We start from the raw sequence: 24,047 nt of genomic DNA on the forward strand, positions 1-24,047 counted from the left end.
AGGTACGACAGTAACGAGGAGGACGTGTATGGCCGAACGTAAAGAGGCTGCGATAAGGTCAATCGCCGACCCACGACTCCTGACGACGGAGACGCCTGCGCCGCCAGAGGCGGTGCGAGCGATTGCCGCACTCCTCGGCCGAGCGGCTGCCCCGCTCCGCCCTGAGCGGCGTGCGGCAACTCCACCCCCGACACCGACGTCAGCGCCCGAAGTTCAGGCGCCCATCGACGGCCTGCGCGACCACGAGATTCTCGTGGAGGGCGAGCACAGCGACCTGATCCGGCTCGCCGCACAAGAGATTGATCGCGTGAAGCGGCGCGCCAAGCGCGCTCGACGGGCGGTACGTGAGGCGCTCGCCCGCATCTCAACGCTAGGGGGCGACGAACTCGGCGGGTAACCCCGCTACTGCGGGTCGGCGAGAACGAGCAGCTTGATCTCAGTCATCTCGTCCATCGTCCAGCGCACGCCCTCTCGACCAAGTCCGGAATCCTTCACGCCGCCGTACGGCATGTTGTCGATGCGGTAGGTCGGCACATCATTAACTATGACGCCACCAACCTCCAACTGATCGAATGCAGCGCGAACATGCGCCAGGTCATTTGAGAAGAGTCCGCACTGCAGTCCGAAGCGGCTCTCATTCACCGCGGCAATGGCCGCTGAGAAGTCGCTGAAGCGTTCGATGATCACTACGGGGGCGAAGGCCTCTTCGCTGCAGATGCGCGCGTCGCGCGGCACGTTCGTCAAGATCGTTGGGGCGAAGAGTCTTGGGGTCTTTGGGTCTGCTGCGGCACCGCCGGCAATCACCTTCGCACCAGATGCAACCGCTTCGCTCACCCACTCCGCGGTGCGCGCCGCGGCGCCATCATCGATGAGCGGTCCGAGGTTGGTCTTCTCGTTCGCCGGGTCACCGAGCACCAGCTTCGCAGCACCGGCGGCGAACTGCTCCTCAAAGGCATCGGCCACAGACTCGTGTACAAAGATGCGCTGCACGCTGATGCAGACCTGACCGGCGTAGGCGAATGAGCCAACAAGCGAGCGCTTCACCGCCCACGAGAGATCTGCAGTGGCATCTACGATGCAGGCGGCATTGCCACCGAGCTCAAGGATGACGCGCTTCTTGCCCGCACGCCCTTTCAGCGCCCAGCCAACGGTGGGTGACCCAGTGAACGAGAGCACCTTGAAGCGCTCGTCTTCAATCAGGCGATCCGCGTCGGGACGCGAGGTTGGAATCACACTAAGCCCGCCAGCTGGGAGGCCAGCATCGACGAGGATCTCCGCGACCTTCAGCATGATCAACGGGTCGGCGCTCGGCGGCTTCAGCACCATGCTGCAGCCAACGGCAATGGCGGGTGCAACCTTATGGGCGGCAAGGTTCAGCGGGAAGTTGAACGGGCTGATTCCAAGCACTGGACCAACGGGAAATCGCTGCGTGATGCCGAGGCGGCCCTTGCTCGCCGGTGCCAGATCGAGCGGGATCGTCTCGCCGATCATCCGTTCCGCCTCTTCGGCAGCGAGTCGGAAGGTCAGCGCACCACGATCGATCTCTGCGCGTGCATCGCGGATCGGCTTCCCCGCCTCGGCGGAGAGAAGGGCTGCCAGTTCTTCGCGACGCTCGGTGATCTTTGCTGCGGTGGTGCGCAAGATTGCCCCACGCTCCCAGGCGCCAAGCGCTCGCATCGCGGTAAATCCGGTGACGCTCCCGGCGGCGGCGCGTTCGACCTGTTCCGGCGTGGCGAGGTAGGTCGTACCGACCAGATGACCGTCGAAGGGCGACCGAATCTCGACGAGGTTCGGCGAGCTCTCCCATGCGCCTGCGACGAGGATCTTCTGCGGCTCCATATGGGGCGAGTCTAGCGGCGTGCGCCGCAGCGTGATTAGAGCGCCTCGCCTCGTGGGTAACTGCCGAGGATGCGGCGCTCCAGCGTCACGTCGGCGAGCCCCTGCATCACGCCAAATATCTCGGGTGAGTCGGCCGCGCCGTCGAGGTCAAGCCAGAAGATGTACTCCCACTCCCCGACCCGATTTGGGCGTGACTCCAACTTGCTGATGTTGACGCCCGCCTTGGCAATCACTGCCAGTGCGGCGAGGAGCGTGCCTGGCTCGTTGCGCAGGCCGACGAGGAGTGTGGTGCGCGCTGGGCCGGCCTCGGCGTGTCGTGCTGGCCCACCCGCGCGCTGCACGATCCAGAAGCGCGTGCGATTCCCCTGCACCCCTTCGATTGGACCGGTGAGTGGGGTGAGTCCGTGGATCACTGCGGCGCGTGGCGAGAGCACAGCGGCGGCATCGCGCTCACTCCGCTCGTGAATCATCGCTCCGGCCCCCGCCGTGTTGTAGGTCGTGAGGAGTGCCCAGGGCCGACTGCGCAGAAACTCCTCGGCTTGAGCAAGTGCCTGCGCGTGACTGTAGACGCGATCAACTTGCTCAAGGATCACACCAGGAAGGGCGGCGAGGACGAGCGAAACGGGCACCACCACTTCGCCAACGATCTCGAGTGCGCCGTCGCGCAGAAGATCGAGCGTCTCGCGCACGGTGCCATTGATCAGGTTCTCAATTGGCAGCACGCCGTAGATCGCTCGCCCACCAAGGACGGCTCCGCGAACGTCACCAAATGAAGAGACGCCCAGCGACGGGGCTGCAGCGCCGAAATAGGCGAGGAGTGCATCCTCGGCGAACGCGCCAGGCTCACCGGCGTAGGCGATCGCCTCGCTCATGAAGGTTGCTCGTTCACCGTGTCGCGCTCTGAGCGACGTGACACCTCGCCGCCCTGCAGGCGCAGTGCGTACTCCAGCGAGTCGGCAAGGGCCGCCGCTGACGCCGAGATGATGTTCTCGCCGACGCCCATGGTCGACCACGACTCGCCATCAGCGACAGAGTCAATGACGACACGCGTCTTCGCCCCAGTCGCCGACGAGCCGTCGAGGATGCGCACCTTGTAGTCAACGAGATGTACCGCATCGAGCTGCGGATAGAAGGCGCCGAGCGCCTTGCGCAGTGCGCGATCGAGTGCGTTCACCGGGCCGTTGCCGTCGGCGGCGGTGTGGAGGCGCTCCCCCGCAACCTCGACGCGCACGGTGGCCTCGGCACGCCCGGGCGCACCTTCACGCTGCTCCACGATCACGGTAAAGTCGACGATGGTGAACGGGGCAACGTAGGTGGGGCGGTGGCGCTCCACGAGCAATTGGAACGATGCCTCGGCGCCCTCGTAGCTTGCGCCAGCGGCCTCCATCTCCTTGACGAGCGTGGAGAGCGTCTTTGAGTCGAGTCCCGAGTTCGCGAGCTCCACGCCAAGCTCGGCGGCGCGGCTCCCCGTGTTCGCCTTGCCGCCTAGCTCCGAGACGACGAGGCGCCCGCGGTTGCCGACCAGGGCTGGATCAATGTGTTGATAGGCACGCGGCGTCTTTACCTGTGCCGCACCGTGCACACCCCCCTTGTGGGCGAACGCAGAGCGGCCAACGTACGGCTGATGATCGTCGGGGGCGAGGTTCGCAATCTCCGCCACCTCGTGGGAGAGGTGCGAGAGATCGGCGAGACGACCGGCGCCGGCGACGGTGTGCTGCGTCTTTAGGGCGAGGTTGGCGAGCAGGGAAACCATATTGGCGTTCCCGGCGCGCTCGCCGTAGCCATTGATCGTCGCCTGCACGTGTCGCACGCCAGCATCCACCGCCGCAAGGGCATTCGCCACCGCGAGCTCGGCGTCGTTATGCGTGTGGATCCCCCACACGATCTCTTTCGCCGCCGCGTCGGCGGCAAGGGTCGCGCGCGCATCCTTCACGATCTCAGACATGCGACCGGTGAGTGTGCCGCCATTGGTGTCACAGAGGACGAGCGTTGAGGCACCAGCGTCGCGTGCGGCGCGCAGGGTATCGAGCGCGTAGTCACGATCTGCCTCAAAGCCGTCGAAGAAGTGCTCGGCGTCGTAGACCATCTCGCGCCCGCGTTCAGCGATGTAGGCGACGCTCTCAGAGATCATCGCAAGGTTCTCGACGCGCGACGCTTCGAGGACCGCCTCCACATGCAGCGTCCAGCTCTTGCCGAAGATCGTGACGATCGGCGTCTCGGCATCAAGGAGTGCATTGAGGTTGGCGTCGTCGCCAGGCTTATTCGACTTGTGGCGCGTGCTGCCGAACGCGGCGAGTCGTGCACGCTCCCATCGAATCTTCTTCGCTGCGGCGAAGAACTCAATGTCCTTCGGATTGGAGCCTGGCCAACCGCCTTCGATCGCCAGCATTCCGAACTCGTCGAGCGCACGAGCGATGCGCAGCTTGTCTTGCAGTGAAAGGATCAGCCCCTCGCGCTGGACGCCGTCGCGAAGGGTCGTGTCGTAGAGGAGGACCGGCTCCCGATCGGCGGCGCTGGCGCTGGTTGTCACTTGAGGCTCAGCAGCTGCTCCACGATGGCGTCGGTCGCCTCGCGGGTGCCTGCAAGGGTGAAGCCGGCGGCGCGGGCACCAGCGGCGTCGAGCCCTGAGGCAAGGTCTGCGGTGCGCACGCCCATACGGATGGTGTTGGCGACCGCCTGCTCAACGGCGGCGGCGGCATCGGCGCGGCCGAGCGACTCGCGCAGCAGCATCGCCCCCGAGAGGATCGTGCCGATCGGATTCGCCAGATTCTTCCCCGCAATGTCGGGGGCGGATCCGTGGATCGGCTCGTAGAGGCCGAAGGTGCCGTGAGCGGTACGTCGCGCACCGAGTGCGGCGGAGGGGAGCATGCCGAGTGAGCCGGCGAGGACGGCGGCCTCATCAGAGAGGATGTCGCCGAAGAGGTTCTCGGTGACAACTACATCAAAGGTGGCTGGCCAGGTGGCGAGCAGCATCGCGGTGGAGTCGACAAGGCGATGCTCCAACTTCACGTCTGGGTAGTCGGCGCCAACCTCGGTCACGACCTTGCGCCAGAGTCGGCTGGTGGAGAGGACGTTCGCCTTGTCGACTGAGGTGACCGACTTTCGTCGCGTGCGTGCCAACTCAAACGCGATCACGGCGACACGGTGAATCTCATCTTCGTGATACGGCAGCGTGTCGACGGCGCGGCGCCCTGTTGGCGTTACCTCTTCACCCGACGGCTTGCCGAAGTAGAGACCGCCGGTGAGCTCGCGCACCATCAGCATGTCAACGCCCTTCAGGCGCTCGGCCTTCAGCGGCGAAGCGTCGGCGAGCTCTGGGTAGATCGTGACTGGGCGCAGGTTGGCGAAGAGTTCGTAGCGCGTGCGGAAGGCGAAGAGCGCCTGCTCCGGTCGGACGGTACCGTTCGGGTTGTCCCACTTCGGTCCGCCGACGGCGCCAAGGAGCAGCGCGTCGGCTGTATCGGCAACCAGCAGGTCCTCTTCGCGAACGGCAACGCCGTACGCGTCAATGGCGCAGCCACCGGCCAAGATCTCGCGCCAGGCGAGCTTGAAGCCAAACTTCGATCCTGCCGCATCGAGCACGCGCCGCGCCGCTGCGACCACATCAGGGCCAACTCCATCCCCTGGAATGGTGACGATCAGGTGATCTGCAGCACCGTCGCGCAGCGCCGAGAAGAGTGGTGCCGTTAGAGTCTCGCTCACTGCATCGCCTCGCGCGATCCCTTCGTTGGCGCGCTTGCCGACCCCGACTCAAGCGCAGCGAGCTTGTTCGCTGCAGAGACGTAGGCGACGAGTGACGCATCGATGATGTTCGTGGAGAGGCCCTGCCCCGTGACGATCGGCACGTTCGGAAGTGGCTTCCCCTCTGCATCAAGATCGGTAGAGCGGCGACACTTCGCCGTCACCTGACCCTGGGCATCCTCCCCCTCGCTGACCGCACGAATCTCGTACTCGGCGAGGATTGGTCGCCAGCCGAGGGTTGGGGTCACCGCCTTATCAAGCGCCTCATAGAGCGCATCTACCGGTCCGTTGCCGGTGGACTCGGCCGTAGCCTCGACCCCGTTCACACGTACCTCGACGCGACCCGACGAACCGCCGCCGCGCGAGCTGGCAACGCTCCAGTCCAGGAGCTCAATCGTTGCGGCGCTACCGGTAGCGGCGCGCTTGTCGACGAGCGCAAGGAGGTCGGCGTCGGTCAGCTCCTTCTTCACATCGGCTAGGGCGATCGCCTCGCGGTAGAGGGCATCGAGCGCCTCGCCGCTGAGGTCGTGACCGAGCTCGGCAAACTTTGCCTGCAGGCCACGGCGACCTGAGAGCTTGCCGATGGTGAGGCTTGAGCCGAGCAGCCCAACCGACTGCGGCGTCATGATCTCGTAGGTCAACGGATTCTTCAGCACACCATCCTGATGGATTCCCGACTCGTGGGCGAATGCATTCGCGCCAACGATCGCCTTGTTCGGCTGCACGGCAAATCCGGTCAGATACGAGACGAGCCGGCTTGCCGACGTCAACTGCTCCGTCTGCACTTGAATGTTGTGCGACTCAAACTGCCCTGGTCGGGTGCGCAGCGCCATCACGACCTCTTCGAGTGAGGCGTTGCCGGCACGCTCGCCGAGTCCGTTGATCGTTACCTCAACCTGACGAGCACCAGCCTGCACCGCCGCCAACGTATTGGCGGTCGCAAGGCCGAGATCGTTGTGGCAGTGAACGCTGATCGTGGCATCGCGTCCAACGCGATCCACCACCAACTTCGTGAGCGCGGCGTACTCCGACGGAATGGCGTAGCCGACCGTGTCAGGGATGTTGACCGTTGAGGCGCCCGCCTCGACCACGGCCTCATATACCTGCAGCAGGTAGTCGTGATCGGTGCGGCTCGCATCTTCGGCGGAGAACTCCACCTCAGCATCGCGACCGAGCTTCTCGCGCGCGTACTTCACCCACTTCACCGCTTCGGCGAGTGCCGCCTCGCGCGTGGTGCGCAGCTTGTAGGTGAGGTGAATGTCGGAGGTGGCGATAAAGAGATGCAGGTGTGGTCGATCCGACACCTTGATCGCGTCGATGGCACGCTGCGGATCGCCATCCTTGCAGCGGGCAAGAGCGGCGATGCCGATCCCCTTCGTGGCGAGGGCGATCTGTCGCACCGCCTCAAAGTCGCCCTCAGAGGCTGCGGGGAAGCCCGCCTCAATGACGTCAACCTTCAGCTTGGCGAGTTGTCGAGCAACCTCCAGTTTCTCGGCAACGGTGAGGCCGGCGCCAGGCGCCTGCTCACCGTCGCGCAGGGTTGTGTCGAAGATGCGAACGGCGCCGGTGGCGACGCCAGGGCCCGGTGCCCCGTTCACTTGCCAGCGCCCTTCTCCGCGGCGCCCTGTGCGCCATCCATGTCGACCTCGACTGGATTCAAGAAGGTCATCTGGTGGCGCAGCGCCTTGCCGACCTTCTCAATTGGGTGGCCCGAGTTTGCGGCGCGCAAGCGCTTGTACTCTGGACGGCCCGCCTCATCTTCAGCAATCCAACGCTTGGCGAAGGTGCCATCCTGAATCTCGGTGAGCACCTCCTTCATGCGCGCCTTCACCGACGCATCAATGATGCGCGGGCCCGACGTGTAGTCGCCCCACTCTGCGGTGTCAGAAACAGAGAAGCGCATAAAGTCGAGTCCGCCGCGATACATCAGGTCGACGATGAGCTTCAACTCATGCATCGTCTCGAAGTAGGCGAGCTCTGGGTCGTAGCCAGCCTCAACCAGCGTCTCCCACGCACTCTTCACGAGTTGCGCGGTGCCGCCGCAGAGCACAGCCTGTTCGCCGAAGAGATCGCTCTCGGTCTCATCCTTGAAGGTCGTCTCCATGATTCCGGCGCGCGTGCAGCCGAGTCCGTTGGCGTACGCCATGACTCGAGCACGTGCAGTGCCGCTCGCCTCTTGCCCAACGGCGAAGAGCGCAGGCACACCGCCGCCGGATACGTAGACGGAGCGCACGAGGTGGCCTGGCCCCTTCGGCGCGATCATGCCGACATCGGTTCCCTCGGCTGGCTTGATGCGACCGAAATGAATATTGAAGCCGTGAGCAAACAGCAGCAGTGCACCCTTCTTCAAGTTGCCTGCGATTTCGCTGTCATAAAGAGCCTTCTGCGCCGTGTCTGGCGCGGCGATCATCACCACATCGGCACGCTTCGTCGCCTCGGCGGCGGTGAAGACCTCAAAGCCGTCAGCGGCGGCAACGGCGCGGCTCTTCGAGCCTTCCTTGAGACCGATGATGACGGTGAGCCCCGACTCCTTCAGGTTGCGAGCGTGGGCGTGCCCCTGGCTGCCGTACCCGATCACGGCGATGACCTGACCCTTCAGGGCCTCGAGTGGCGCCTCGGCGCTGTAGTACATCTTCACGCTCATCGCTTCACCTGCTCCTCAATTGACCCGCTGCCGCGGGACATCACTACTGAGCCGGTTCGCACCAGCTCCTTGATTCCGAACTCCCGAAGGAGCTCGACCAACGTGTCGATCTCGGTTGGGTCCCCAACCGCCTCGACGATCACCGCCTCATCACCAAGGTCGACCACCTTGGAGCGATGCATCTCCGCCACGCTCACAATCTCGGGACGCGTCCGCTTGGTTGCGCGCACCTTGATCAGGGCGAATTCGTGCTCGACGATCGACTCGTCGGTCACATCCTGCACCTTCAGCACATCGATCAGCTTGTAGAGCTGCTTCGCAGCCTGCTCCACGTGCACCTCATCGCCGACGATCGTGAGGGTCATGCGCGACGTGTCGCTGCGCTCCGTCACCGAGACGGCGAGCGACTCAATGTTGAAGTTACGCGCGCGCATCAGGCTCGCCACGCGGTTCAGCACACCCGGCTTGTTGTTGACGATTGCCACGATCAGGTGGCGACGCTCCTCACCCGAGCCTGGAAGAGACCGCGCCGTTGAGCCAGTGCTCACCTCGCGCCTCTGCTCTGCGGATCTGTGGGGTCCACACGCGGGCCGCTGGCCCCGTCCGTCGCGTCTTCGCCGTCATCGCCCCACTTGTCGATCAGGTCGGAGAGACCCTTCCCCGCCGGCATCATCGGGTAAACGTTCTGTCGCTCGGCGATCTCGAACCAGATCAGCGCTGGGCCATCAGCGGCTAGCGCTGCGGCAACCGCAGCATCAACCTCCTCAGGCTTAGCGACCTTCCACGCAGGGAGGCCGTACGCCTCACACAACTTCAGGTAATCAGGTCCCGCCAACTCCTCGGAGTGGTAGTTACCGCCATACACGATCTCTTGCCACTGGCGAATCATGCCGAGCTTCTTGTTGTCCATCAGCGCGATCTTTACGGGGATGCGCTCTTGCACGATGGTTGCCAACTCCTGCAAAGTCATCTGGAACCCACCATCGCCAGCGATTGCCCACGAGACCTTGTCTGGTACCGCAACGGCGGCGCCCATTGCCGCGGGGAGGGCGAAGCCCATGGTGCCGAGTCCACCCGATGAGAGGTGCGAGTTGGCACGGCGGAATCCGCCGTAGCGAGCGACCCACATCTGGTTCTGGCCCACGTCGGCGGTGAGGTTGGCATCGAAGTTTGAGCCTGCTGCAACGCGCTCAACAACGAAGTCGGCTGAGAGCACCCCGTCACGGAACCCGCCAGAGCCGTGCCACGACGAGGCTTCGCTCTCGGTGCGCCACGTTGCAAGTTCGGCAAAGTAGTCGACTCGATTGGTTGGATCCACCTTGGTGATGAGTGGGAGGAGCGCGTCGAGCACGTGCTTCGCATCGCCCACGATTGGCAGATCGGCAACCACGTTCTTTCCGATCTCCGCCGGATCAATATCGATGTGCACGATCTTCGCCTTCGGCGCATAGGTGCGCACGTTCCCCGTCACGCGGTCATCGAAGCGCATGCCGATGCCGATCAGAAGATCAGCCGACTGGATCGCACGGTTCACATGCTTCCAGCCGTGCATCCCCATGTAGCCGTAGGCGAGCGGGTCGGTTTCATCAATGACGCCGATGCCGAGCAGAGTCCAGGTGATTGGAATCTGCGCCGCGCGGGCCAACTCGAGCAGCTCGCGTTCTGCATGAGCGATCAGCACACCATGCCCCGCAAGGATGACCGGACGCTTTGCACCAGCGATCTCCCCCGCGAGCAGCTTGATCTGACGTGGATGACCATCGAGCTTCGGCTTATAGCCAGGGAGCCCCGCCTCAACATCGGCGGCCGAGGGGTGCGTTGCCGTGGTCTGGCCCATCAGCGCATCCTTGGTGATGTCAACGTGCACCGGCCCAGGTCGTCCGCTACGCGCAAGGTGGAATGCCTCAGCAATCACGTGCGGAATCTCATCGGCGCTGCGCACCAGATAGTTGTGCTTCGTCATTGGCAGCGTGATGCCGGTGATGTCGATCTCTTGGAAGGCGTCCTTGCCGATGAGGGCGTTTGGAACGTTCCCTGTGATCACCACGAGCGGCACGGAGTCGAGCATTGCGGTGCCAATGCCGGTGACGAGGTTGGTGGCACCAGGGCCAGAGGTGCCCAGGCACACTCCAACGTTGCCAGAGGCGCGTGCGTAGCCATCAGCAGCGTGCGAGGCCGCCTGCTCGTGACGGACCAAGATGTGGCGCAGCTCGGGGTGGTCAACGAGCACGTCATAGAGCGGCAGGATCACGCCACCTGGATAGCCCCAGATGGTGTCGCTCCCCTGCAGCAGGATCGCCTCGCAGAGTGCGTCGGCGCCGATGCGTGGGCGTACGCCGTCACGAGCGGTGATGCGGGCATCGCGCAACATGTCACGTCGCGCGCGCTCTGCAGCACTCGCGGCCGGAGTTCCTGCGCCTGGTACGTGACCTGCCTGTGTCATCGATCCCCCTTCACTTCGTTAATAAAAAACCCCGCCTCTTTGGCGGGGCTCTGAAGTTTCCTTCGGGCGGTATCTCCGCGCCTCTGGTCTCCTCAGCCCCGCCGGGGCTGAATAAGCAGCCCGAGTAGGTTGCTAATGCCCCCAATAAGGGCCCCGAAGAGCACAAAGAGAGTACCGAAGACTGGAGTCAAGAGCAGTGCGCCATTTGTCATGGGTGCAGCCTACCAGAGCCTGTGTAGGCGATCAAAGAACGTCGCGTGATCGCGAGGCCATCGGTCGGCCCACACGGAGCGGCTCTTCGGCTGCTGCGGCGCGCCCTAGCAGCAGGTCGACAGTGCGGCGGGCCCCGCCAGCGCTACACATGACCCCGTGACCCGAGTAGCCCGTGTTCACGAAGAGCCCCGCCTGATCGGTTGGCCCAAGGAAGGGTCGATGATCTGGGGTGTATTCATATTGTCCCGCCTGAAGGCGCCACGCCGGCGGACCGTCGCGCCAGACATCGCGCCAGAAGGGCGCCAGCAGGGCGAGCGATGTTGGTGATGCTGGATCGAGAAGTGCGTGAGCCATCGCCTCGTCGGTCGGCACCTCAAGGAGCGGCTCACCGACGGGCGTTGTCGGGTCGGTGCGCAACGCGAATGCCCCAGCGAGGGCCGGTCGCCAGTGCGATCCCGTCTCATCATCGATCGTCATCGGCCCCGACTGATCGATCACCGGCAGGTTTGGCATGACCAGCTTCTGGCGAATCGTTGGCGCGATCGGCAGATCGAGAGCGGCGAGCTTGGCGACGACGCCACTCCACGGACCGGCGGCGATCACCGTTTGCGGCGCATGTACCGCACCCCGGTTTGTCGTGACCCCCGTCACGCCACCGCTCGCATCCCGCACGAATCCGGTGACGGTTGTCTCCAGTGCATAGGTGGCATGGCCAGAGCCACTGGCGCCACTAATGTGTGACGCGTGTGACGACGCCGCCGCATATCCGTGGGTGAGTGCCACCTGATCAATGAATCCGTCACCCGCGCGGAAGCGCACCTGTCGAATCTCAGGAGAGAGATATGTCCAGCGAGCACGCGCCTCGTCACCGCTCAACAGCTCCACATCGGTGAGGCCGAATGTTCGTTGCAGAGCAACGAGTTCTCGCCCCTTCGCAGCACTCGCCTCGGTGCGGCTGCAGAAGAGATACCCCTGCTGACGAATGTCGAGGTTCCATCCCGTGAGCCCCGACTCTTCGGCAAAGTTCAGATAGAGGGCCAAGCCCTCTTGTACGAGTGCAAGCTCATCGGCGTTGTCGTGCTGCAAGCGAAACGCGCCCGTTGATGCGGCGGTCGTGAGCGATGCGATGCTGCTGCGGCGCTCAATCACCAACACCTTGAGTCCGGCGCGTGCTGCAAAGTACGCGGTCGCGGCACCTGCAACGCCTGCTCCAATAACGACGAGGTCGACACTTGCGGGAAGTGCTCCGTCATTACGGTCGTAGGTTGGGAGAGCGCTGTTGTCGACGATCACGCGGGGTGTCCGGCGGCCACGCGAGCGGCACGCAACCGAGCTGCGATCGCCGCTGCGCTGCGCGGATCAGCGCCGTCGAGCAGTCGCGGCCCAACGCCGAATCCAGCGGCGCCAGCGGCCACCAGTGCGGCGATCTCGTCGAGCCCTACGTTCGTTGGCACGATCTTGCTGGTTGGGCTCGGTGCCAACGCTGCGCGAATAAATGCCGGAGCGTTGATCGCCGCCGCGGGGAAGAGCTTCACGTAGGTGGCGCCAGATCGTTCGGCGAGGGCGATCTCGGTTGGCGTGAAGGCACCGGGGAGCCAATCGACCCCGGCGGCGGTGGCGGCGGCGCCCGTTGCGGGGTCGGTGATTGGCGAGACGAGGAATCGTGCACCGGCATCGATCATGCGCTGCGCCGTCGCGGCGTCGTACACGCTACCCGCGCCCACTGCGAGGGTTGGGTGGCTGGAGCGTAGGGAGGCGATCGCTGCGGTCACCGCGGCCTCCGCCCCCTCGCCACGCAGGAAGAGTTCAAGCGCTGGCACACCGGCATCGAGCGCAGCGTCAGCCCATGCCGACAAGACCGCGGCATCCTGTGCGGCGACCGCCGGAAGGATTCCGACGCGCGAGAAGAGTGGGCCAAATACCTTCGCTTCCATGGCGGCAGTATCCCACGCTGCCCGCGCCTGGTCGGCACGCATTCACCCTCTCCTTCAGTGGTGGCTCGCGGGGCTAGGGTGAGTTTCGCCCTCTGGTAGGCTCGCTCTATGCCGAAGACCATCATTGAGAAGATCTGGAACGAGCACGTTGTCGATGAGCAGGAGGGGGCGCCCGCCATCCTCGCGATCGACCTACACCTCGTGCACGAGGTCACCAGCCCCCAGGCCTTTACCGGCCTTCGCGCCCGCGGGCTGAAGGTTCGCCGCCCTGACCGCACGGTGGCCACCGCCGACCACTCCATTCCAACCACCCCGCGCAACCTGCCGATCGCCGATGAGATGGCCGCCGCCCAGGTGAAGCAGCTCGAGGCGAACTGCGCCGAGTTCGGCGTCCCCCTGCACGGCTGGGAGTCGCCGAACCAGGGGATCGTGCACGTTATTGGGCCAGAGCTCGGCCTGACGCAGCCTGGCGCAACCATCGTCTGTGGCGACTCGCACACGGCGACCCACGGTGCGTTCGGCGCGCTGGCCTTTGGTATCGGCACCAGTGAAGTCGAGATGGTCCTCGCCACCCAATGCCTCTTGCAGCGCAAGCCGAAGACCTATCTCGTGCGCGTCAATGGAACGCTGCGACCAGGGGTATCGGCGAAGGACATCATCCTGGCGCTGATCGCCCGCATCGGCGTCGGCGGCGGCACCGGGCACGTCTTTGAATATGCAGGCTCGGCGATTCGCGCTCTCTCCATGGAGGAGCGCATGACGATCTGCAACATGAGCATCGAGGGCGGTGCTCGCGCCGGTCTCGTTGCCCCTGACGAGACGACCTTCGCCTATTTGAAGGGTCGACGCCACGCGCCACAGGGTGCCGATTGGGATGCCGCCGTCGCGCGCTGGCGCACACTTACGAGCGACGATGGCGCAACGTACGACAAGGAGATCGTCATCGACGCTGACACCCTTGAGCCGATGGTGACCTACGGCACAAACCCAGGGATGGGACTGCCGATTAGCGGCACGATTCCGAATCCGGCCGACGAGTCTGACCCCGCCGCGGCACGCGCACTCACCCGCGCGCTGGAGTACATGGATCTGCGCGCGGGCGACAGCATCATCGGACGACCGGTGAACACCGTCTTTATTGGCAGCTGCACCAACGGTCGCATCAGCGACCTGCGCCTCGCCGCGAATGTGCTGAAAGGTCAGACCATTGCGAAGGGGGTGCGTGTGATGGTGGTGCCAGGATCTGCCGACGTGAAGCGACAGGCGGAGCGCGAAGGGCTCGACAAGATCTTCCGCGACGCGGGTGCCGATTGGCGCGAGGCGGGCTGCTCGATGTGCATCGCCATGAATGGCGACCAACTCGCCCCAGGCGAGTACGCGATCAGCACCTCGAACCGCAACTTTGAGGGGCGCCAGGGGAAGGGGGGTCGCACCTTCTTGGCTTCACCACTCACCGCCGCGGCCACCGCGCTCACCGGCGTCGTCGCCGATCCACGCACGCTTCCAGGGATGAGCCGCTGATGGCCGCCCCAAGGGTCGGCACCCTCACCACCGGGCTCGTGCCACTCCCCGCCGAGAATGTCGACACCGACCAGATCGTGCCCGCCCGCTACCTGAAGGTCATCGACAAGGCGGGCCTCGCCGATGCCCTCTTCCACGACTGGCGCTTTGAGGCCGACGGCAGTAAGAAGAGCCCACCCTTTGTGATTGACGAGCCGCGCTACGCCGGCCACGGCATCCTGGTTGCGGGCGACAACTTCGGCGGCGGCTCCAGCCGTGAGCATGCGCCGTGGGCCCTTGGCGCCTTCGGCATAAAGGCGATCCTCGCAACAAGCTTCGCCGACATCTTTAAGTCGAATGCACTGAAGAACGGAATCCTGCCGATCATCTTGCCCGCCGAGCTGCACGGCACGCTGATGCAGATCGCCAAGGACGACCTCGCGGCGACGGTGACCATTGAACTTGCAACCGCGACGTTGACGACCCCCGATGGCACTGCACATCAGTTCCCAATTGACGCCTTCAGCCAGAAGATGCTGCTCGACGGACTTGATGAGTTGGACTACATCCGCACGCAGAGCGGCAAGATTGAGGCGCACGAGACGGGGCACCCAGGAACGATCAACACACTGCAGCCAAACGCACCGCGATGAGCAAGAGCCCGTACGACCGCGCGAGCGATCCAGCGAAGCGGCACTCCGCCGCAATGACCGACGGCCCAGACCGCGCACCGGCGCGCGCAATGTTGAAGGCGGTCGGCTTCACCGACGAAGATCTCGCCAAGCCGATCATTGGCGTTGCCACCACCTGGATCGAGACGATGCCGTGCAACTTGAATCAGCGCGAGCTGGCCGAGGCGGTGAAACGTGGTATCCGGCGCGCCGGTGGCACGCCGATGGAGTTCGGCACCATCTCCGTCTCCGACGGCGTGGCAATGGGCACCGAGGGGATGAAGGCCTCGCTCATCTCGCGCGAGATCATCGCCGACTCCATCGAGCTCGTTTCTGCGGGGCACAGCTTCGACGGCATCGTCTGCCTCACTGGCTGCGATAAGACCAGCCCTGGCGCCGCGATGGCGCTCGGCCGCCTGAATATTCCTGGACTCGTCCTATATAACGGCACGATCCTTCCAGGCACCTATAAGGGGAAGGATGTGACGGTGCAGAGCGTCTTTGAAGCGGTCGGCTCGTACAACGCCGGGAAGATCAGCGCCGAGGAGCTCTGGGATCTCGAGAACGCCGCCTGCCCAGGGGCGGGCGCCTGTGGCGGCCAGTTCACCGCGAACACGATGAGCATGGCGCTCGAGGTGATCGGCCTCTCCCCCGCCGGCCTCAACGGCATCCCCGCCACCGACCCCGACAAGATCGCCGCAGCCGAGCGCTCAGGCGAGATCGCCGTGGAGCTGGTGCGCAAGAACCTAAAGCCGCGCGACATCGTCACCGGCAAGGCGCTCGAGAATGCGATTCGCGCGGTCGGTGCAACCGCCGGCTCAACGAACGCAGTGCTGCACCTACTCGCCATCGCCCGCGAGTTCGATCTGCCGCTCGAGATCGAAGCCTTTGAGCGACTCGGTGAATCAACGCCCGTCATCGGCAACCTGATCCCAGGCGGCTCATACGCCGCACTCGATCTGTATAAGGCTGGTGGCATCGCGCTCGTGTTGCGTGAACTGGCCGCTGGCGGCCTGCTGCACCTCAACGAGCAGGGCGTCGACGGACGAACGATGGGCGAGATCGCATCGCAGGCGAACGAGCGCGCCGGACAAGATGTGATTCGCCCGATCAACAACCCAATCAAAAAGACGGGTGGCCTCACCGTGCTGCGCGGCAGCCTCGCACCTGAGGGTGCGATCGTGAAGCTCGCCGGACACGAGCGCCGACATCACAGCGGACCGGCGCGCGTCTTCGATTCCGAGGAGGCGGCCTTCGCCGCGATCCGCGCCAACGGCATCGTTGCGGGCGACGTCGTGGTGATTCGCTACGAAGGGCCAGTCGGCGGACCAGGGATGCGCGAGATGCTCGCCGTGACCGCTGCACTCGTGGGGCAAGGGCTCGGCGACGAGGTCGCACTCATTACGGACGGCCGCTTCTCTGGCGCAACCCACGGCTTTATGGTGGCGCATATTGCTCCTGAGGCGGCGCTCGGCGGACCGATCGCCCTCGTTCATGAAGGCGACACCGTCACCATCGATGTTGACTCGCACGAGCTGCGCATTGAGGTCGCCGAGAGCGAGCTAGCGGCCCGTCGCGCAGTATGGCGCGCCCCCGCGCCACACTACGCTGGCGGAGTCTGGGCGAAGTACGCTGCCTTGGTGAGCAGTGCGTCAGATGGCGCCATCACCACAGGGGTGCGCCTCGCCAAGGCGCTGAAAGGATCAACCGACCGATGAGCGCAGCGAAGGCGATCGATCCGAGAGACCCACGTGGTGGCCTGCGTGGCCTTGACGCCCCAGCAATTCCGGGGGGCGACCAACTCACGCAGGCACAACAGACGAAGGCTGATGCCGACGAGCGCAGCGGTAGGCGCGGCGTGAAACTCATCGTCGGCGCCATCGTCGGCATCACGCTTGGAGCACTCATCTTGCAGCTCATCCTCACGATCGCCGGTGTTGGCCAGTGAGCGGCACCTCGCGCTTCACCGCAACCGCCGCGGATCACTTCCCGCAGGGCCTCCCCTCCGCCTCCGTTGATGCCGCACTACTGAAGCGCATCGGCGCCGAGGCGGGTGACGATCTGGTGAAGCTAATTCGCGCCGAGAGCGTGAACCCTCCAGGCAATGAGACGCGCGCCGCCAAGGTGCTGATTGAGCTGCTCCGCCGTGAGGGCCTCGAGCCTGAGTTCTTCGAGCCAATCCCCGACCGCGGCAATGTCAGCGTGCGACTGCGCGGCAGCGCCTCCGCTGCAAATCCGAAGCTCGACCCACGCGATCCAAAAGATGGCGCGCTCCTCCTCTTCGCCCACCTCGACGTGGTGCCCGCCAACCAGGATGGCTGGACAGTTGATCCGTTTGAAGGCGTCGTGAAGGACGGCTACATCTGGGGCCGTGGCGCCGTTGACATGAAGGGCGCCTTAGCGGTGCAGGTCGGCGTGATCCGACTCCTCTGCGAGCGCGCTCGCGCCGCCGGACTTAATCCGGCGAAGGATGTGATCCCTGGCCTGCGTCGCGACATCATCCTCACCGCCACCGCCGACGAAGAGACGGGCGGCCTAGAGGGGATCGCCCTCGTCCTCCAAGACCGCAAGCACTGGCTCGACGCCGCGGTTGGCCTCACCGAGGCGGGTGGCATGACGATCACCGCCGCCGGCCGGCGCATCTACCCGCTGCAGGTTGCCGAGAAGGGCTTCGCCCGATTCACCATCACCGTCAGCGGGCGCTGGGGCCATGCCTCGATGCCCGACAGCGACAACGCCCTGCTCCGCGCCGCCCAGGTGGTGGAGCGCGTCTCAGTGCCTGGCCCCGTCCAGATCGTGCCCGAGAACGAGGCGCTCCTCACCGCCCTGCGTGCCGCCCTCCCAGCTGGGGCGATGGGTCGCCTCGAGCGCCTCCTCAGCGAGAAGACCTTTGACGACGCCAAGGAGCTCAATGCCGAAGCGTCGGCCGCGGGCTGCGCCCCTGAGCTCCTGCGCGCGCTGCGCGCCGTGTTGCGCGACACGTTCGCGCCAACGATCCTTGCCTCAGGCATTCGCTCCAACGTGTTGCCAGGATTAGCAACCCTCACCGTTGACAGCCGCATCCTGCCAGGGACAACGCGCGAAGCTGCAGAGCGCAACATGCTCGACCGCATCGGTGCTGACCTTGCACCGTTCGTGAAGCTTGACCTCATCGAATATGGTGGCGCGGTAAGCAACCCGATGGATCACGAGATCCTTGGCATTGCGAGCGCCGCGATTCGCACACGCGACAGTGAGGCGATCATGATGCCCGCCGTCGCGCCGTATGCGACCGACGCGAAGATCACTGTGCCAGCTGGGATTCCAACCTACGGATTCTCACCGTATCTGCTGGATCCGAAGGAGCGCTTCATGGAGCGATTCCACGGCATCGACGAGCGCGTCTCACAAGAGGCCCTCGCCTGGGGCGTTGAGGTGCTGTACGACGTGGCTATGGGGTACGCAGGGGAGTAACCGGCGCGCGCGTTGCCAGTGCGGCAACAGCAGCAGCAACCAGACCACGCTCCGCCTTCGGTAGTCGTCGCACCAGATCCACAAACTGTTCCGCGCGACCGCGATCAATGGAGGTGAGGAGCGCTTCGCCGCTTGGAGCAAGCTGCGATCGACGCACGCGGGCATCACTCGTTGGCGCGGCGCGCAGATAGCGACGCTCATGCAAGAAGCTGACCAGGCGACTGGTCGCCGAATGCGAGCGGCCGAGGTCTCGAGCGATCTCCCCTACCGATCGCGGCTTCCCGTCAGCGAGTAGATAGAGCGCGGCGACCTGCGCGAGCGAGAGTTCGCTCGGTGCAAGTTGCTGTGCTGTAGACAGCACCAGTTCGCGCCAGAGGCGACGGATGGAGACGATGCGACCGCCGATCTCACCGAGACTCTGCCGGCGTCGCGACACCTCGTCGAGCGGGCTCTCCCCCATCTCACCGCGGGCGACGCGGACTGCGGCGGGGAGACGGCTGCGCAGCCCCTCGGCGGCCTTGGCTATCTCGGCAATTCGGTTACGGCGAGGTGTATGCATATGCGCATACATTAGCGCAGCGGGTCCAACAGGGCGGCTACGATTCCCCGCATGTCACCGAATACCTCGTGGATCTTCCCTGGGCAGGGCTCGCAGAGCGTCGGCATGGGTGCCGCCGCCCTCGCAGCCTCCCCCGCCGCGCGGGCCGTGCTCGCTGAGGCTGAAGCCGCCCTTGGCCAGCCGCTCGGCCAGCTGATGGCGACCGGCCCGGTCGAGGCCCTCGAGCGTACCGAGGTCGCACAGCCCGCCATCCTCACCATCTCCATCGCCATGCTTGCCGCCGCGCGCGAACGCGCCGCAGCCGCAGACACCCCACTCGACGAGCCGATCCTGATCGCCGGACACTCGGCCGGCCAGTACGCCGCCGCGGTCGCCGCGGGCGCACTCTCCGTTGCTGATGGTGTCCGACTCGCGCGCCGACGCGGCGAGCTGATGCAGGCATCGGGTGGCGGACGACCCGGCGCCATGGCCGCCATCCTCGGTCTTCCTGAGAGGGCCGAGGCCGACGTGATCGCCGCTGGCGCAAAGCTCGGCATCTTGGTCTTCGCCAATCGCAACTCGCCGGGGCAGATCGTGCTCTCCGGTGAAGTCGCCGCCATCGAAGCGGCCGTTGCCGCAGCAAGCGCCGCCGGCGCAAAGCGCGCCGTGCGACTGCAGGTCAGCATCGCCAGCCACTCACCACTGATGGAGGAGGCCGCCGCCGGCATGCGCGAGGCGCTCGCCGCCGTGACCATTGCCGATCCGAAGACCCCGATGCTCGCCAACGCCACCGCCGCGCGCATCACCACCGCCGCGCAGCTACGCGACGAACTCTCGAATCACCTCACCGGTGGTGTTGACTGGATCGCCGCGGTGAATGCGATGGCGGCCGCTGGCACGAAGCGCTACATCGAGGTCGGCTCGGGTCGTGTGCTCGCCGGACTCGTCAAGCGCATCCCATCGGCCGACGGCGCCGAGATCCTCTCCATTGAAGAATTAACCCCAGCAGCCTAAGAGGGAAGGAGCAGCAGCATGCGCGAGCCAGATCACACCCGACGCGTCGTTATCACCGGACTCGGCATCGTCTCACCGATCGGCAACACCGTTGGCGACGTGTGGACATCACTCACCGAAGGTCGCAGCGGCATCGCGCAGATCACCCACTGGGACCCAACCCCTTACGCGCCATACGTGGTTGCTGGCGAGGTGAAGAACTTTGACGTCACCCAGTTCCTCGACGCCAAGCAGATTCGCCGCACCGGCCCCGAGATCCATTGGGGCGTTGCAGCGGCGAAGGCCGCCCTGCGCGACTCGGGGCTCGAGATCACCGACGCGAACCGCGAAGAGGTCGGCGTGGTCTTCGGCTCGGGCGCCGGTGGGCAGGGCCTCTTCATTGAGAACCAGATGAGCTGGAAGGAGAAGGGGCCGCGCGCCGTTGCCCCGACCTTCATCGCCCACGGTCTCGTTGACAGCACCTCAGGAATGATCGCTATCGAATCGGGTGCCGTGGGGCACAACCTGGCGGTCGTCTCCGCCTGCGCCACCGGCACGCACGCCTTGGGCGAGGCGGCTGAGGCGATCAAGCGCGGCGACGTGACCGCCGTCATCGCCGGCTCCACCGAGAACCCCCTCATCGAGGTGGCCCACATTGGCTTCATGAACATGCGCGGACTTGCCAGCCCGCGCGACGGCGAAGGGCCAGCATCGGCCTGCCGACCGTACGACGTGGATCGCGCGGGCTTCGTTCTTGGCGAAGGGGCGGGCGCCTTCATCGTCGAGGATCTCGCATCAGCCACAGCGCGCGGCGCCACGATCTACGCCGAGGTTGTTGGCTACGGCAGCTCCGCCGATGCACACGACATGATCCAGCCGATCGAGGGCGGCGCCGGTTCGGCGCGCTCCATCAAGTGGGCGCTGCAGCGCGGCAAGATCGACTCAACGGAGATTGACCTGATCAATCCGCACGGCACCAGCACGCCGGTGGGCGATGAGCGCGAGGCGCTCGCCTTCCACGCCTCCTTCGGGCCACGTGCGGCAGAGATTCCCATCTCAGCAACGAAGTCGTTGACCGGCCACCTCATGGGTGCCGCGGGTGCGGTTGAGGCGGTATTCACGACCCTCTCGCTGCATCACCAGGTGATTCCGGGAACGCTCCATACGAAGAACGTCGATCCCGCCTGTAACCTGAACGTCAACCTCGAAACACGCCCGGCCGAGATTCGCGCCGCGGTGAGCAACAACGTCGGGCTCGGTGGGCATAATGGCGCCATCGTGTTGCGACGCTGGACCGGAAAGTAGGAGGAGCCATGAGCACCACCCCAGTACGAACCGATGCCCAGCGCGCGGTCATCACCGGCTACGGCGCCATCACGCCAATCGGCAATAGCGCCGGCGAGTACTGGGAGAGCCTGATCGCAGGACGCTCAGGTGCAGGCCTCATCACCCACTTCGACGCCTCACCAAACGACGTGCGCATCGCCGCCGAGGTGAAGGGCTTCGATCCGCTCCTCACCATGGATATGAAGATGGCGCGCCGCATGAGCCGCTTCGTGCAGTTCGCGATCGCCGCCGCGACCGAAGCCATCGAACATGCTGGCCTCGCCGACATCGCCAGCTGGGAGCCGGAGCGCCGCGACCGCGTCGCCACGGTCATCAACACCGGCGGTGGTGGCATCGAGCAGGTCACCATGGGGAGCGATGCGTATCGCGAGAAGGGTGGCCGCTTCGTGAGCGCCTTCGCCATTCCCGCCCTCAGCCCAAGCATGGGCGCCTGCATGGTCAGCATGAAGTACGGCCTCACCGGCGCCGCGATCACGCAGGCCGCCGCCTGCGCCACGGGCGTGCTCGCCTTTCAAGATGCACTCCGCCTGATCCGCAGCGGCGAGGCCGACGTGGTCGTTGCCGGCGGCGTCGAGGCACCACTCCTGCCGATGGCCTTCGCCGCCCTCAGCAACATGGGCGCCCTCAGCAAGCGCAACGATGACCCAACGCACGCCAGCCGACCGTTCGACAAGAACCGCGACGGCTTCGTCTTCGGCGAGGGTGGCGCAGTCTTCGTGGTCGAGTCGCTCGCCCACGCCAAGGCGCGCGGCGCCACGATTCGCGCCGAGCTGCTCGGTGCCGGTGCAACCGCCGACGCATTCCATATCAGCGCCCCGGAGCCAACCGGCCGCGGCGCGGCAGGCTCCATGACCAAGGCGATCCTCGATGGCGGCGCCGTGATCGACGATATCAGCTACATCGTGGCGCACGGCACCAGCACCCCACTCAACGACCTCACCGAGACGAAGGCGATCAAGCGCGCCCTTGGCGATCACGCCTACAAGATTCCGATCAGCTCCCCAAAGAGCATGGTCGGCCACCTCTTGGGTGGCGCTGGCGCCGTTGCCGGGCTCGCCGCCATCAAGGCAATCGAGACGGGCACCGTGCCACCAACGATCAACCTCGACACCCCAGACCCAGAGTGCGACCTCGACTATGTGCCGCACACCGCGCGCACGAATCAGCCAGTGGACCGCGTGCTGATCAACGGATTTGGCTTCGGTGGCCAGAACGCCTCAGCGCTCTTCGGGAAGCTCCGCTAGTAACTCACCACACAACAGAGCGGCCTTTTAAGCACGCGGGAAACAGTTCGGCCCGACCCGCACGAGGCGGATCGGGCCGAACGATTGAACTAGCTAACCGTTACTGCACAGCCACCGGGACTGAGCTGTCGGTCGGGCCTTGGCCGTTGCCAAGGTTGCCGTTGCCGTTATCGCCCCAACAATAGATTGTGCCCCTATCGGTGAGCGCACAGATATGGTAGTCCCCTGTCGTATAGGAGACCGCCCCACGCACCGCCATCGTCTGCGGAGTGAAATTTCGCCAAGGGGTTGCTGAGACGCTTTCTGGGAACATCCCATCAGAGGTGTACCCCACGCACTGCATCTTCCCGGAACTCATCCCGTAGCACTGCGAGAATGACTCGGGGCTACTGCCAGCAATTGAGGTGTATTTCGCGCCACCCATGGCGAGGGTCGGAACGGAGGAATTAGTAAAATTGCCGTTCCCGAAGGTGCCGTAAAAGTTTTCGCCCCAGCCGTAGGCTTTTCCTTGTGTCGATAGGGCGCTAGTGTGACCGAAACCGAGCGAGAGATCCCTGAACTTCAGGCCGCCGGCAACGGCGACAGGCACCGAGCTGTCATCGAGTTCTGCATCATTATCGCCGAGTTGTCCATATTGGTTCCGGCCCCAGCAATAGGCACGCCCCTGGGCAGTAAGGCCGCAGCTGTGTTGGCCGCCTACCTCAAGGCTCGCGAACTTCAGGCCGCCAGCAACGGCGACGGGGACAGAACTTTCAGAATCTGGATCTTCGAGGGCTGAGCCATTGCCGAGCGCACCGTAAGGGCCATCTCCCCAGCAGTAGGCTTGACCATTAGTGGTGAGGCCGCAGGTGTGAGACTCGCCCGCCCCAATGCTCGCGAACTTCAGGCCTCCGGCGACAGCGACGGGGGTCAAGACATGTGCACTCGTTGACCCGTTGCCAAGCTCGCCCCGGTTATTGTGACCCCAGCAGTAGGCGTCTCCTCGCGCGGTCAGCGCGCAAGAGAATTGAAAGCCCACTGAAAGCGCCACATAGCGCCGACTGGCGGCATCAGCAGAAGTCGCGCCAGCCGCGACAAGGGTGAGGACCGCGAGCAGCGTGACGCTGCGGGTCAGTAAGGTACGCATTCGTTCGCCTCCTGGCGAACCCGGCGGGCGGAGGTCCGCTACTTGCTGGAACCTGGCGGCAACGTGCCCCTTACGGTCCAGCGTGCGTGAAGGGCACCAGATGTGAGGGAGTCTCCCAATGGGGTTGCGACGCGGGTGGGGGAGATACCCCAAGACCGCGTGCTGATCAACGGCTTCGGCTTCGGCGGCCAGAACGCCTCTGCGCTATTCGGAAAGCTTCGCTAATAAGCCACGGCGCAACAGAGCAACCCCTGTGCACACACCGCCACGTCGTCACGCATAACGTTTCGAACTTCTCGACGCGGAACACAGTAAACAGTTCGGCCCGACCCGCACAAGGCGAATCGGGCCGAACGAGTTA

Annotated in this window: 21 protein-coding genes; 9 read left to right on the top strand and 12 right to left on the bottom strand. The window is 65.0% G+C overall.

Annotated elements, in window-relative coordinates:
- Positions 1–28 precede the first annotated feature (28 nt).
- Complete coding sequence (locus AC3LCN_RS02255) at positions 29–397, top strand: hypothetical protein (protein WP_488648465.1); 369 nt, start codon at positions 29–31, stop codon at positions 395–397.
- A gap of 5 nt (positions 398–402) precedes the next feature.
- Here the strand turns inward: AC3LCN_RS02255 and AC3LCN_RS02260 are convergent, their stop codons facing one another.
- The 10 genes from AC3LCN_RS02260 to AC3LCN_RS02305 form a co-directional block, all read right to left on the bottom strand.
- A complete protein-coding gene (locus tag AC3LCN_RS02260) occupies positions 403–1,839 on the bottom strand; it encodes an aldehyde dehydrogenase family protein (RefSeq protein WP_488648466.1) in 1,437 nt (478 codons plus the stop codon).
- Between the two features lie 35 nt (positions 1,840–1,874).
- Entirely contained in the window at positions 1,875–2,711 is an 837-nt protein-coding gene (locus AC3LCN_RS02265; RefSeq protein WP_488648467.1) for a prephenate dehydratase, read from the bottom strand.
- The gene (gene cimA, locus AC3LCN_RS02270; RefSeq protein ID WP_488648468.1) at positions 2,708–4,369 is read right to left on the bottom strand and encodes a citramalate synthase; all 1,662 of its coding nucleotides are present in this window, start codon (positions 4,367–4,369) and stop codon (positions 2,708–2,710) included. Before cimA ends, AC3LCN_RS02265 begins: the two co-directional genes overlap by 4 nt.
- On the bottom strand, positions 4,366–5,481 hold the full coding sequence (gene leuB / locus AC3LCN_RS02275; RefSeq protein WP_488648514.1) for a 3-isopropylmalate dehydrogenase: 1,116 nt from the start codon (positions 5,479–5,481) through the stop codon (positions 4,366–4,368). The genes cimA and leuB overlap by 4 nt, the downstream gene beginning before the upstream one ends.
- 56 nt (positions 5,482–5,537) lie before the next feature.
- Positions 5,538–7,178 (bottom strand): 2-isopropylmalate synthase, encoded by a 1,641-nt coding sequence (locus AC3LCN_RS02280; protein WP_488648469.1) that lies wholly within the window; start codon positions 7,176–7,178, stop codon positions 5,538–5,540.
- Complete coding sequence (gene ilvC, locus AC3LCN_RS02285) at positions 7,175–8,224, bottom strand: ketol-acid reductoisomerase (RefSeq protein WP_488648470.1); 1,050 nt, start codon at positions 8,222–8,224, stop codon at positions 7,175–7,177. Before ilvC ends, AC3LCN_RS02280 begins: the two co-directional genes overlap by 4 nt.
- Positions 8,221–8,772, bottom strand: a complete 552-nt coding sequence (ilvN, locus tag AC3LCN_RS02290; RefSeq protein WP_488648471.1) for an acetolactate synthase small subunit — start codon at positions 8,770–8,772, stop codon at positions 8,221–8,223. The genes ilvC and ilvN overlap by 4 nt, the downstream gene beginning before the upstream one ends.
- Entirely contained in the window at positions 8,769–10,595 is a 1,827-nt protein-coding gene (gene ilvB / locus AC3LCN_RS02295) for a biosynthetic-type acetolactate synthase large subunit (protein ID WP_488648515.1), read from the bottom strand. The genes ilvN and ilvB overlap by 4 nt, the downstream gene beginning before the upstream one ends.
- A 315-nt stretch (positions 10,596–10,910) precedes the next feature.
- Positions 10,911–12,173: an NAD(P)/FAD-dependent oxidoreductase gene (locus AC3LCN_RS02300; RefSeq protein WP_488648472.1), complete on the bottom strand. Its 1,263-nt coding sequence runs from the start codon at positions 12,171–12,173 to the stop codon at positions 10,911–10,913.
- Positions 12,170–12,856 (bottom strand): 2-dehydro-3-deoxyphosphogluconate aldolase, encoded by a 687-nt coding sequence (locus AC3LCN_RS02305; protein ID WP_488648473.1) that lies wholly within the window; start codon positions 12,854–12,856, stop codon positions 12,170–12,172. The genes AC3LCN_RS02300 and AC3LCN_RS02305 overlap by 4 nt, the downstream gene beginning before the upstream one ends.
- A gap of 66 nt (positions 12,857–12,922) precedes the next feature.
- On the opposite strand from AC3LCN_RS02305, the gene leuC reads away from it, so the two are divergent.
- From leuC to AC3LCN_RS02330, 5 genes are read left to right on the top strand one after another with little or no spacing between them, the layout of a single operon-like run.
- Complete coding sequence (gene leuC / locus AC3LCN_RS02310) at positions 12,923–14,335, top strand: 3-isopropylmalate dehydratase large subunit (protein ID WP_488648474.1); 1,413 nt, start codon at positions 12,923–12,925, stop codon at positions 14,333–14,335.
- Positions 14,335–14,967 carry a 3-isopropylmalate dehydratase small subunit gene (leuD, locus tag AC3LCN_RS02315; RefSeq protein ID WP_488648475.1) on the top strand — a complete coding sequence of 211 codons (633 nt, stop codon included), beginning with the start codon at positions 14,335–14,337 and terminating at the stop codon, positions 14,965–14,967. The genes leuC and leuD overlap by 1 nt, the downstream gene beginning before the upstream one ends.
- On the top strand, positions 14,964–16,703 hold the full coding sequence (ilvD, locus tag AC3LCN_RS02320; protein ID WP_488648476.1) for a dihydroxy-acid dehydratase: 1,740 nt from the start codon (positions 14,964–14,966) through the stop codon (positions 16,701–16,703). Before leuD ends, ilvD begins: the two co-directional genes overlap by 4 nt.
- Entirely contained in the window at positions 16,700–16,933 is a 234-nt protein-coding gene (locus AC3LCN_RS02325) for a hypothetical protein (protein WP_488648477.1), read from the top strand. Before ilvD ends, AC3LCN_RS02325 begins: the two co-directional genes overlap by 4 nt.
- On the top strand, positions 16,930–18,438 hold the full coding sequence (locus AC3LCN_RS02330; RefSeq protein ID WP_488648478.1) for a M20/M25/M40 family metallo-hydrolase: 1,509 nt from the start codon (positions 16,930–16,932) through the stop codon (positions 18,436–18,438). The genes AC3LCN_RS02325 and AC3LCN_RS02330 overlap by 4 nt, the downstream gene beginning before the upstream one ends.
- Here the strand turns inward: AC3LCN_RS02330 and AC3LCN_RS02335 are convergent.
- Positions 18,416–19,009 carry a MarR family winged helix-turn-helix transcriptional regulator gene (locus AC3LCN_RS02335; protein ID WP_488648479.1) on the bottom strand — a complete coding sequence of 198 codons (594 nt, stop codon included), beginning with the start codon at positions 19,007–19,009 and terminating at the stop codon, positions 18,416–18,418. The two genes, AC3LCN_RS02330 and AC3LCN_RS02335, sit on opposite strands and share 23 nt — an antisense overlap.
- Before the next feature lie 39 nt (positions 19,010–19,048).
- Between AC3LCN_RS02335 and fabD the strand changes: the two genes are divergently transcribed.
- Genes fabD through fabF form a run of 3 tightly spaced genes read left to right on the top strand, consistent with a single transcriptional unit; the run spans position 19,049 to position 22,560 of the window.
- Positions 19,049–19,990: an ACP S-malonyltransferase gene (gene fabD, locus AC3LCN_RS02340; RefSeq protein ID WP_488648480.1), complete on the top strand. Its 942-nt coding sequence runs from the start codon at positions 19,049–19,051 to the stop codon at positions 19,988–19,990.
- An 18-nt stretch (positions 19,991–20,008) separates the two neighbouring features.
- The gene (locus tag AC3LCN_RS02345; RefSeq protein WP_488648481.1) at positions 20,009–21,274 is read left to right on the top strand and encodes a beta-ketoacyl-[acyl-carrier-protein] synthase family protein; all 1,266 of its coding nucleotides are present in this window, start codon (positions 20,009–20,011) and stop codon (positions 21,272–21,274) included.
- An 8-nt stretch (positions 21,275–21,282) separates the two neighbouring features.
- Complete coding sequence (fabF, locus tag AC3LCN_RS02350) at positions 21,283–22,560, top strand: beta-ketoacyl-ACP synthase II (protein WP_488648482.1); 1,278 nt, start codon at positions 21,283–21,285, stop codon at positions 22,558–22,560.
- A gap of 100 nt (positions 22,561–22,660) precedes the next feature.
- Here the strand turns inward: fabF and AC3LCN_RS02355 are convergent, their stop codons facing one another.
- A complete protein-coding gene (locus AC3LCN_RS02355) occupies positions 22,661–23,686 on the bottom strand; it encodes an RCC1 domain-containing protein (RefSeq protein ID WP_488648483.1) in 1,026 nt (341 codons plus the stop codon).
- Positions 23,687–24,047 lie beyond the last annotated feature (361 nt).

Origin of the sequence: Candidatus Limnocylindrus sp., from assembly GCF_040397215.1 — a bacterium.
Taxonomy (GTDB): Bacteria; Chloroflexota; Limnocylindria; order Limnocylindrales; family Limnocylindraceae; genus Limnocylindrus.

Bases quoted from the DNA above. Each gene is read 5' to 3' on its own strand.
- ilvD (WP_488648476.1), top strand. From the start codon at position 14,964: ATGAGCAAGAGCCCGTACGACCGCGCGAGCGATCCAGCGAAGCGGCAC.
- AC3LCN_RS02335 (WP_488648479.1), bottom strand. From the start codon at position 19,009: ATGTATGCGCATATGCATACACCTCGCCGTAACCGAATTGCCGAGATA.
- ilvB (WP_488648515.1), bottom strand. From the start codon at position 10,595: ATGTTGCGCGATGCCCGCATCACCGCTCGTGACGGCGTACGCCCACGC.
- AC3LCN_RS02355 (WP_488648483.1), bottom strand. From the start codon at position 23,686: ATGCGTACCTTACTGACCCGCAGCGTCACGCTGCTCGCGGTCCTCACC.
- fabF (WP_488648482.1), top strand. From the start codon at position 21,283: ATGAGCACCACCCCAGTACGAACCGATGCCCAGCGCGCGGTCATCACC.
- AC3LCN_RS02305 (WP_488648473.1), bottom strand. From the start codon at position 12,856: ATGCGTGCCGACCAGGCGCGGGCAGCGTGGGATACTGCCGCCATGGAA.
- AC3LCN_RS02345 (WP_488648481.1), top strand. From the start codon at position 20,009: ATGCGCGAGCCAGATCACACCCGACGCGTCGTTATCACCGGACTCGGC.
- AC3LCN_RS02265 (WP_488648467.1), bottom strand. From the start codon at position 2,711: ATGAGCGAGGCGATCGCCTACGCCGGTGAGCCTGGCGCGTTCGCCGAG.
- leuC (WP_488648474.1), top strand. From the start codon at position 12,923: ATGCCGAAGACCATCATTGAGAAGATCTGGAACGAGCACGTTGTCGAT.
- fabD (WP_488648480.1), top strand. From the start codon at position 19,049: ATGTCACCGAATACCTCGTGGATCTTCCCTGGGCAGGGCTCGCAGAGC.
- leuD (WP_488648475.1), top strand. From the start codon at position 14,335: ATGGCCGCCCCAAGGGTCGGCACCCTCACCACCGGGCTCGTGCCACTC.
- AC3LCN_RS02260 (WP_488648466.1), bottom strand. From the start codon at position 1,839: ATGGAGCCGCAGAAGATCCTCGTCGCAGGCGCATGGGAGAGCTCGCCG.
- AC3LCN_RS02325 (WP_488648477.1), top strand. From the start codon at position 16,700: ATGAGCGCAGCGAAGGCGATCGATCCGAGAGACCCACGTGGTGGCCTG.
- ilvC (WP_488648470.1), bottom strand. From the start codon at position 8,224: ATGAGCGTGAAGATGTACTACAGCGCCGAGGCGCCACTCGAGGCCCTG.
- AC3LCN_RS02255 (WP_488648465.1), top strand. From the start codon at position 29: ATGGCCGAACGTAAAGAGGCTGCGATAAGGTCAATCGCCGACCCACGA.